Origin of the sequence: Nonomuraea antri (genome assembly GCF_013283785.1) — a bacterium.
Taxonomy (GTDB): domain Bacteria; phylum Actinomycetota; class Actinomycetes; order Streptosporangiales; family Streptosporangiaceae; genus Nonomuraea; species Nonomuraea antri.
In genome coordinates, this window is record NZ_JABCPZ010000042.1 from 49,954 (window position 1) to 58,036 (window position 8,083).

Here is an 8,083-nt window from a genome sequence, read left to right on the forward strand (position 1 = left end):
CCTGGTCCAGGCATCACACCCGGGGATGACGCGAGACCTCACCCTTTGGTATTGCTTACAACATTACGATCGCTGACAGCGAACAGGCGCAACGTTGGGAACAATGCCGGGCTCCAATGAATTGAGCCAGTTAGACTCAACCCCGCTGAAGGAGTTCGTATGAGTGAGAGCCTGATCCTTCCGGTCCTGCCGCTGGACGACGAGGTCGTCCTGCCGGGCATGGTGGTTCCGCTGGACCTGTCCGACTCCGAGGTGCGGGCCGCGATAGACGCCGCCCAGGCATCAGGTGGCAACAAGCCGCGGGTCCTCCTCGTTCCCCGCATCGACGGCCGCTACGGCGCGGTCGGCGTGCAGGCCGTGGTGGAGCAGGTCGGGAGGCTGCCCGGCGGCGAGCCCGCCGCCGTGGTGCGCGGTGTGAACCGGGTGCGCGTGGGCACCGGCACCACCGGCCCGGGCGCCGCGCTGTGGGTGGAGGCCGAGAGCATCGACAAGGTGCCGGCCGGCGAGCGCGCGCACGAGCTGGCCAAGGAGTACAAGGCCCTGGCCACCACCATCCTGCAGAAGCGCGGCGCCTGGCAGGTGGTCGACCAGGTCAACCAGATCGACGACCCGTCCGTGCTGGCCGACAGCTCCGGCTACACGCCGTGGCTGTCCACCGCGCAGAAGGTCGAGCTGCTCGAAGCCGCCGACCCGGCCGAGCGGCTGGCCCGGCTGATCGAGTGGTCGCGCGAGCACCTGGCCGAGCTCGACGTGGCCGAGACGATCCGCAAGGACGTCCAGGAGGGCATGGAGAAGCAGCAGCGCGAGTTCCTGCTGCGCCAGCAGCTCGCCGCGGTCCGCAAGGAGCTCAAGGAGCTCAACGGCGACTCCGCCGAGACCGAGGAGGAGGACTACCGGGCCCGCGTCGAGGCCGCCGACCTGCCGGAGAAGGTGCGCGAGGCCGCGCTCAAGGAGGTCGACAAGCTGGAGCGCACCTCCGACCAGTCGCCGGAGGGCGGCTGGATCCGCACCTGGCTCGACACCGTCCTCGACATCCCGTGGAACGACCGCACCGAGGACAACTACGACATCACCGGCGCCCGGGCCGTGCTCGACGCCGACCACACCGGCCTCGACGACGTGAAGGACCGCATCATCGAGCACCTCGCGGTGCGCAAGCGCCGCCAGGACAAGGGGCTGGGCGTCGTCGGCGGCCGCCGCAGCGGCGCCGTGCTGGCCCTGGCCGGCCCGCCCGGAGTCGGCAAGACCTCGCTCGGCGAGTCCGTGGCGCGCGCGATGGGCCGCAAGTTCGTCCGCGTCGCGCTCGGCGGCGTCCGCGACGAGGCCGAGATCCGCGGCCACCGGCGCACCTACGTCGGCGCGCTGCCCGGCCGCATCGTCCGCGCCATCCGCGAGGCCGGGTCGATGAACCCGGTCGTGCTGCTCGACGAGGTCGACAAGGTGGGCGCCGACTACCGCGGCGACCCCACGGCCGCGCTGCTCGAAGTGCTCGACCCGGCGCAGAACCACACGTTCCGCGACCACTACCTGGAGGTCGAGCTCGACCTGTCCGACGTGCTGTTCCTGGCCACCGCGAACGTCCTGGAGGCCATCCCCGGGCCGCTGCTCGACCGGATGGAGATCGTCACGCTCGACGGCTACACCGAGGACGAGAAGGTCGCCATCGCCCGCGATCACCTGCTGCCCAGGCAGCTCGAACTGGCCGGCCTGACCGCCGACGAGGTCACGGTGGACGACTCGGCGCTGCGCAGGCTGGCCGCCGAGTACACCCGCGAGGCCGGCGTGCGCTCGCTGGAGCGCTCGGTCGCCCGCATCCTGCGCAAGGTGGCGGCCAAGGACGAACTGCCCGTCACGGTCGGCGACGACGACCTGGTCGGTTACATCGGCCGGCCGCGGTTCGTGCCCGAGTCGTCGCTGCCCGGGTCCAGCCAGCGCACCTCGGTGCCCGGCGTGGCCACCGGCCTGGCGGTCACCGGCGCGGGCGGCGACGTCCTGTACGTCGAGGCGTCGCTGGCCGACCCGGAGACCGGCGAGACCGGCCTCACCCTGACCGGCCAGCTCGGCGACGTGATGAAGGAGTCGGCCAGGATCGCCCTGTCCTACCTCCGCTCGCACGGCGCGGAGCTGGAACTGCCGGTCACCGCGCTGAAGGACCGCTCGGTGCACGTGCACTTCCCGGCCGGCGCCGTGCCCAAGGACGGCCCGTCGGCCGGCGTCACGCTGACCACCGCGCTGGCCTCGCTGCTGTCGGGCCGCCAGGTCCGCGCCGACGTGGCCATGACCGGCGAGATCTCGCTGACCGGGCGGGTCCTGCCGATCGGCGGCGTCAAGCAGAAGCTGCTGGCCGCGCACCGCGCGGGGATCACCACCGTCCTCATCCCGGCACGCAACGAGCCGGACCTGGACGACGTGCCCGCCGAGGTCCGCGACGAGCTGACCATCCACACGGTCAGCGACGTGCGCGAGGTCCTCGACATCGCACTCACCCCGGCCCAGGTCGCCACCACGGTGGCCGCCTGACCCCGCCCGGTCCCGCCCGCCCCGCCGCACACTCCGTGCGGCGGGGCGGCGACATTCATGGACAAATGATTCATTGAATGGACAAGGGCCGCTGCTACGAGCCCGGCCGGCGGATGGCCGTGCTCAAGGAGGAGTTCGCAGGGCGCGTCACTCCGCTGCGTGATCCTTACCGGGCGTGACGTACATCACTGGAACGGTCGGGAATAGGGGGAAGTAAAGAGACCGTTAGCACCGGCGTGAACGAGGCATACGCGAACGACCCGAGCGCCCCAGCCGGCGCGCTGTGTTGTCGCATGCGTATGGGGCGAATGTGCCAGGCCGCGATGGCCCGGCCGATGAGCGCCGCGACGCCGATCCGGCGAATGCGCGCGCAGGCCATCTAAGACGAACTCCCGCCCGTCTCCTCCTCGAAGGTTCACCATGATCACACCTGGTTTCGTGCTGCGCAGGCTGAGCCACCTGCCGTTCCACCCGGGCACCCGGTAACCCCTCCTTCTCTTCGGTGATGTCGGTTCGCGCGGCCCCGGTGGTGGCCGCTCTCAGTCGTGGGGATATTTCGTGATTCAGGCTTCAGGCCTGCGCAAGCAGTACGGCAAGACCGTCGCGCTCGACGGTGTCGACCTGCACGTGCGCCAGGGCGAGATCTACGGCGTGCTCGGGCAGAGCGGCGCCGGGAAGAGCACGCTGCTGCGCTGCGTCAACCTGCTGGAACGGCCCACCGCGGGCACCGTCACGGTGGCCGGCCAGGACCTGACCGCGCTCGGCCACCGCGAGCTCAACCGGGCCAGGCAGCGCATCGGCATGATCCACCAGCACTTCGCGCTGCTGTCCTCGCGCACGGTGGCGGGCAACGTGGCCTTCCCGCTGGAGGTCATGGGCGTGCCCAGGGCCGAGCGCACCCGCCGGGTGGCCGAACTGCTCGAACTCGTCGGGCTGGAGGGGCGGGCCGAGCACCGTCCGCACCAGCTGTCCGGCGGGCAGAAGCAGCGCGTCGGCATCGCCAGGGCGCTGGCGGGCAACCCGTCGGTGCTGCTGTCGGACGAGGCCACCTCCGCGCTCGACCCGGCCACCACGCAGTCGATCCTGTCGCTGCTCAAGCGGCTCAACCAGGAGCTCGGCCTGACGATCCTGCTGATCACCCACGAGATGAACGTGGTCAAGAGCGTGTGCGACTCCGTCGCGATCATGTCCGATGGGCGGATCACGGAGTCGGGCACGATCGCCGAGCTCATCAGGACGCCGGGCTCCCGGCTGACCAGGGAGATCTTCCCGCTGCCCGATCCGGCCCCGGCCGGGTCGGTGACGCTGACGTTCACCGGGGACCCGCGCGAGCCGATCGTGTCCGAGGTGGTGCGCAAGTTCGACGTGGACGTCAACATCCTCGGCGGCTCCATCGAGGACCTGGCCGGCGGCTCGGTCGGCCGGCTCCGGGTCGCGCTCACCGGCGCGGACACCGCGCCCGCGCTGAGCTACCTGCGTGACAACGGACTGCTCGTGGAGGTGGCCGCATGACCTGGGACGAGATGGCGCCCTACCTGTGGGAGGCGACCGGCGAGTCGGCCGTCATGGTCGGCTGGGCCACGCTCTTCACCGTGCTCTTCGGGCTGCCGCTGGGCGTGGCGCTCGTCGTGTTCGACCGGGGCGGCCTGCTGCCCCTGCCCGCGCTGAAGTCGGCGCTCGGCTTCGTGGTCAACATGGGACGGTCGCTGCCGTTCATCGTGCTGATGATCGCGATCACCCCGTTCACCCGGCTCGTCGTCGGGACCACGCTCGGGACCGGCGCGTTCGTGGTGCCGCTGACCGTCGGCGCGGTGCCGTTCTTCGCCAGGCTGGTGGAGACGGCGCTGCGCGAGGTCGCCACCGACGTGGTGCAGGCGGCCCAGGCCATGGGCGCGAGCCGCACCGAGATCGTCAGGAAGGTGCTGCTGCCCGAGGCGCTGCCCGGGCTGGTGGCCGGCCTGACCGTCACCGTGGTCGCGCTCATCGGCTACTCCGCGATGGCGGGCACGCTCGGCGGCGGCGGCCTGGGCGACCTGGCCGTCAGGTACGGCTACCAGCGCTTCGAAACGGTGCTGATGATCGTGACCGTCGTCCTGCTCATCGTCATCGTGCAATTGCTGCAGAGCCTGGGCGACTGGGTCGCCCGGCGTCTTTCACACAAATAACTCCTTTCACATAGATAAAAGGGAAAAAATCATGAAAATTCGTAGCATTGTGGGCGCTGCCGCGCTGTCCCTGTTGCTCGCCGCATGCGGAACGTCGCAGTCCGCGTCCGGCCCGGCCGAGACCGGCGCCAAGACGGCCGAGTCCGCCGACACCGTGCTCAAGATCGGCGCCAGCCCGGTCCCGCACGCCGAGATCCTGAACTTCGTCAAGGAGAACCTGGCCCCGGCCGCGGGTCTGAAGCTCGAGATCGTCGAGTTCACCGACTACGTGCAGCCGAACGTGCAGCTCGACGAGGGGCAGCTGGCCGCGAACTTCTTCCAGCACAAGCCGTACCTGGACGACTTCAACGCCTCCAAGGGCACCAAGCTGAGCTTCACCACCCCGGTGCACCTGGAGCCGCTCGGCCTGTACTCCAAGAAGATCACCGCGCTGTCGGCGCTGGCGAACGAGGCCACCGTGGCCGTCCCGAATGACGCCACCAACCTGGGCCGCGCGCTCAAGCTGCTCGCCGACAACGGCGTCGTCACGCTCAAGGACGGCGTGGGCACCGCCGCCACCGAGCGCGACGTCGTGAACAACCCGAAGAACCTGCAGTTCAAGCCGGTCGAGGCGGCCCAGCTGCCGCGCTCGCTGGAAGACGTCGACGCCGCGGTGATCAACGGCAACTACGCCATCGAGGCCGGGCTCAAGCCCGCGAGCCAGGCCCTGGTGCTGGAGAAGACCGAGGCCAACCCGTACGTCAACGGCCTGGTGGTGCAGACCGGCCACGAGAAGGACGCCAACATCGTCACGCTCGGCAAGCTGCTGCAGGACCAGAAGGTCAAGGACTTCATCAAGCAGAAGTACGAGGGCTCGGTGATCGCCGCCGAGTGACGGATGTGAAAAGGGAGGAAGATCAGGAAAGTCGCCTTATCCAAGATTCTTGGGAATCAAGCGATTTGTAAGTAGGCGGCAATGGGTGAGCCGTATCAATACGGGGACAGCAACACCTCTCCCGAGGAGATCCTCACCATGCGGTTCGTCTCACGAATCCTGATCGGCGTCGCGGCCGCCACGGTGGTGGCCGTCGGCGCTCCGGTCGCCGCCAACGCGACCACCTCTTCCGCGTCCGCCACCACCACCGCCTCGTCCTCCTACGAGGCGGACTGGGGCGCCTACCCCTCGCACGACCACAAGGCCGAGGCCCAGGGCCACGTGAGCGTGGACAAGAAGCCGTACAAGCACTGGTACTGGAAGAAGTTCAAGGTCCAGAAGAAGCACTGCTGGTACGACAAGAAGGGCAACAAGCACTGCAAGACGGTCACCAAGTGGGTCAAGAAGCGCGTGTTCGAGTGGCGTCACCACGAATTCTTCAAGGTCGACGTCAAGCTGACCAACCACAAGTGGTGGGGCAAGAACAAGTGCGCCTGGGCCACGTTCAAGGTCGTCAACCAGGACGGTTCGAAGTACTTCGAGAGCTTCCGCAACTGCACCAGGCACCCGAAGTTCTTCTCCTTCTCCGGTAAGAACGCCGCCCACATCTTCGTGGACGTGAGCCGGGGCAACCGTCACCACCCGACCGGTCACCACTCGGGCTGGCGCGACGTCTACCACGCCGCCGCCTGACCCCCCTGAGACGAAGCCGCGATCTCGACGCCGAGGTCGCGGCTTCGCCGTGTTCACGGGGCCTATGGCGCGGCGAGTACCGACCGAATACTGTTCTGGTCATGCATCCGGGAGCCATCGCAGCAGTCACCCCCGACAAGCCCGCTGTGGTCATGGCGGGCTCCGGACGGATCATCACCTACCGCGAACTGGACGCGGAGTCGAACCGGCTGGCCCACCTGTTCCGCGCCGCCGGCCTGCGGCCCGGCGACCACGTCGCGTTCATGCTCGCCAACCACCCGCTCTTCCTGGCCATCGCCTGGGCGGCGCACCGCTCGGGTCTGTACTACACGCCGATCAGCTCGCGCCTGCAGTCCGACGAGCTCGCCTACATCGTGAACAACTGCGGCGCCCGGGTGTTCATCTCCAGCGCGGACCTGGCCGAGGTCGCCACCTCGATCACCGCCGGCACCCCCGCCGTCGAGCTGCGCCTCATGCTGGACGGCACCGCCGACGGCTTCGGCTCCTACGAGGAGGCGGTGGCCGGGCAGCCGGCGACCCCGATCGCGGACGAATGCCAGGGCATGGACATGCTCTACTCCTCGGGCACCACCGGCCGGCCCAAGGGCGTCAAGCCGGGGCTGTCGCTGGCCCCGCTGACCGAGCCGAACGCGCTGGTCCACCTCATCCAGGCGCTGTTCGCGCCGACGGGGGAGAGCGTCTACCTCTCGCCCGCGCCGCTCTACCACGCGGCCCCGCTCCGCTACTGCATGACCTACCAGCGCTTCGGCGCGACGATCGTGGTGATGGAACGCTTCGACCCCGAGCAGTATTTGGCGGCGGTGGAGGATCACCGGGTCACGCACTCGCAGCTCGTGCCCACCATGTTCATCAAAATGCTCAAACTTCCTGAGGAAATCCGGAAAAAGTACGATATTTCGTCGCTTACCCATGCGATCCACGCGGCCGCGCCCTGCCCCGTCCCGGTCAAGGAGCAGATGATCGACTGGTGGGGCCCGATCATCCACGAGTACTACGCGGGCACCGAGGGCAACGGCTTCCTCTACGTCGGCTCCCAGGACTGGCTCCAGCACAAGGGCACGGTCGGCCGCGCGCTGCTCGGCATCGTCCACGTCTGCGACGAGAACGGCGACGACGTCCCGACGGGCGAGCACGGCACGGTCTACTTCGAGAACGGCCCCCGCTTCGAGTACCACGGCGACCCGGACAAGACCCGCTCCGCGCAGGACCCGAAGGGCCGCGGCTGGACCACCCTCGGCGACATCGGCCACCTGGACGCCGACGGCTTCCTCTACCTCACCGACCGCCGCTCGTACATGATCATCTCGGGCGGGGTGAACATCTACCCGCAGGAGGCCGAGAACGTCCTGGCCGTGCATCCCAAGGTGGCCGACGTGGCCGTCTTCGGCGTCCCGGACGAGGAGATGGGGGAGCAGGTCAAGGCCGTCGTCCAGCCGGTCGACCCGGCCGAGGCGGGGCCGGCGCTGGAGGCCGAGCTGATCGAGTACTGCCGCGGCAGGCTGGCGCACTACAAGTGCCCCAGATCGGTGGACTTCCGCGCCGAACTGCCCCGCCACCCCACCGGCAAGCTGTACAAGCGGCTCCTGCGCGACGAATACTGGCCCGCCGGCAGTAAAGGCTGAGCTCCGGCGCGCACGGGTGAATGTGGCCGCCTCTGTCGTCCCGTCAACCACACGGGCCACTCGCGCGTCCCACATCTCACCTTTGCAAGGAGCACCATGACACATCCGTACGGCCCACCCCAGCAGCCGGCTCAGCCCGGCTACCTGCC

General features: G+C 68.9%; 6 protein-coding genes. All 6 read left to right on the top strand.

From position 1 onward, the window contains the following. The first annotated feature begins 159 nt into the window (after window positions 1-159). Window positions 160-2,520 (top strand): endopeptidase La, encoded by a 2,361-nt coding sequence (gene lon / locus HII36_RS16695; RefSeq protein ID WP_173524105.1) that lies wholly within the window; start codon window positions 160-162, stop codon window positions 2,518-2,520. Between the two features lie 558 nt (window positions 2,521-3,078). Beyond that, window positions 3,079-4,032 carry a methionine ABC transporter ATP-binding protein gene (locus tag HII36_RS16700; RefSeq protein WP_173524106.1) on the top strand — a complete coding sequence of 318 codons (954 nt, stop codon included), beginning with the start codon at window positions 3,079-3,081 and terminating at the stop codon, window positions 4,030-4,032. Further along, window positions 4,029-4,685 (top strand): methionine ABC transporter permease, encoded by a 657-nt coding sequence (locus tag HII36_RS16705; protein ID WP_173524107.1) that lies wholly within the window; start codon window positions 4,029-4,031, stop codon window positions 4,683-4,685. Before HII36_RS16700 ends, HII36_RS16705 begins: the two co-directional genes overlap by 4 nt. A gap of 31 nt (window positions 4,686-4,716) precedes the next feature. Further along, complete coding sequence (locus tag HII36_RS16710) at window positions 4,717-5,559, top strand: MetQ/NlpA family ABC transporter substrate-binding protein (protein WP_173524108.1); 843 nt, start codon at window positions 4,717-4,719, stop codon at window positions 5,557-5,559. A gap of 81 nt (window positions 5,560-5,640) precedes the next feature. After that, window positions 5,641-6,291, top strand: a complete 651-nt coding sequence (locus HII36_RS16715; protein WP_173524109.1) for a hypothetical protein — start codon at window positions 5,641-5,643, stop codon at window positions 6,289-6,291. A gap of 101 nt (window positions 6,292-6,392) precedes the next feature. Further along, window positions 6,393-7,934, top strand: a complete 1,542-nt coding sequence (locus tag HII36_RS16720; protein WP_173524110.1) for an AMP-binding protein — start codon at window positions 6,393-6,395, stop codon at window positions 7,932-7,934. Window positions 7,935-8,083 lie beyond the last annotated feature (149 nt).